The sequence below is a fragment of the Staphylococcus sp. EG-SA-2 genome (genome assembly GCF_017152085.1).
In genome coordinates, this window is record NZ_JACYHC010000993.1 from 1 (window position 1) to 831 (window position 831).

The window sequence follows — 831 nt, forward strand, 5'->3', positions numbered from 1 at the left end:
AAGCCGTAAACGTAAATTACTTGAAAAACAAAAAGCAGGTAAAGCTAAGATGAAAGCAGTTGGTAATGTTGAAATTCCACAGGATGCTTTCTTGGCTGTATTGAAAATGGATGACGAATAAGTTTTTTAAAAATTTATTAACAATTTACAATGAATAAAGTTTAATAACTAAAAAGAGGGAGCCTAGGATAAATTAACGTCCTGGGCTTTACAATGTTATATTGGCAGCCATCGACAGAGTTAAAAATGAGCTTATAACAATGGGGCCCCAACATAGAAGCTGACGAAAAGTCAGCTTACAATAATGTGCAAGTTGGGGTGGGGCCCCAACATAGAGAATTTCGAAAAGAAATTCTACAGGCAATGCAAGTTGGGGTGGGGCCCCAACATAGAGAAATTGGATTGCCAATTTCTACAGACAATGCAAGTTGGGGTGGGACAACGAAATAAATTTTGCGAAAATATCATTTCTGTCCCACTCCCTTATGCATGAGTTTTACTCATGTAATTTTATTTTTATGGACATATTACATCTGGCTAATGTGTAAGAGCCACTACATAATAAATCATTAGTGGTTCTTTATTATTTCTATCTCACTCCCTCTAAACAAGAATAAATATCAAAATGAATCGATATATTAGACAACCATTGATTAAACGTTAAAGTTAAAAGTAAGAATAATTGCAGATAGTCCAACAGGATATAGCCGATTGGATAAACAGTCTGAGAAGCGGGGCATTAAAATGACGGTACAAAGTGCATATATACATATTCCATTTTGTGTAAGAATATGTACATATTGTGATTTCAATAAATATTTTATACAGAAT

The 831-nt window shown here is 33.9% G+C and carries 2 protein-coding genes; both read left to right on the forward strand.

Features of this window, described 5'->3' with window-relative positions; translation table 11 throughout:
• Window positions 1–121 (forward strand): hypothetical protein (locus IDG60_RS17040; RefSeq protein WP_157723150.1); only part of this gene is annotated, 121 nt, incomplete at its 5' end.
• 623 nt (window positions 122–744) lie between these two features.
• Window positions 745–831: hypothetical protein (locus IDG60_RS22750; protein ID WP_241013394.1), on the forward strand; the 87-nt coding region annotated here is incomplete at its 3' end.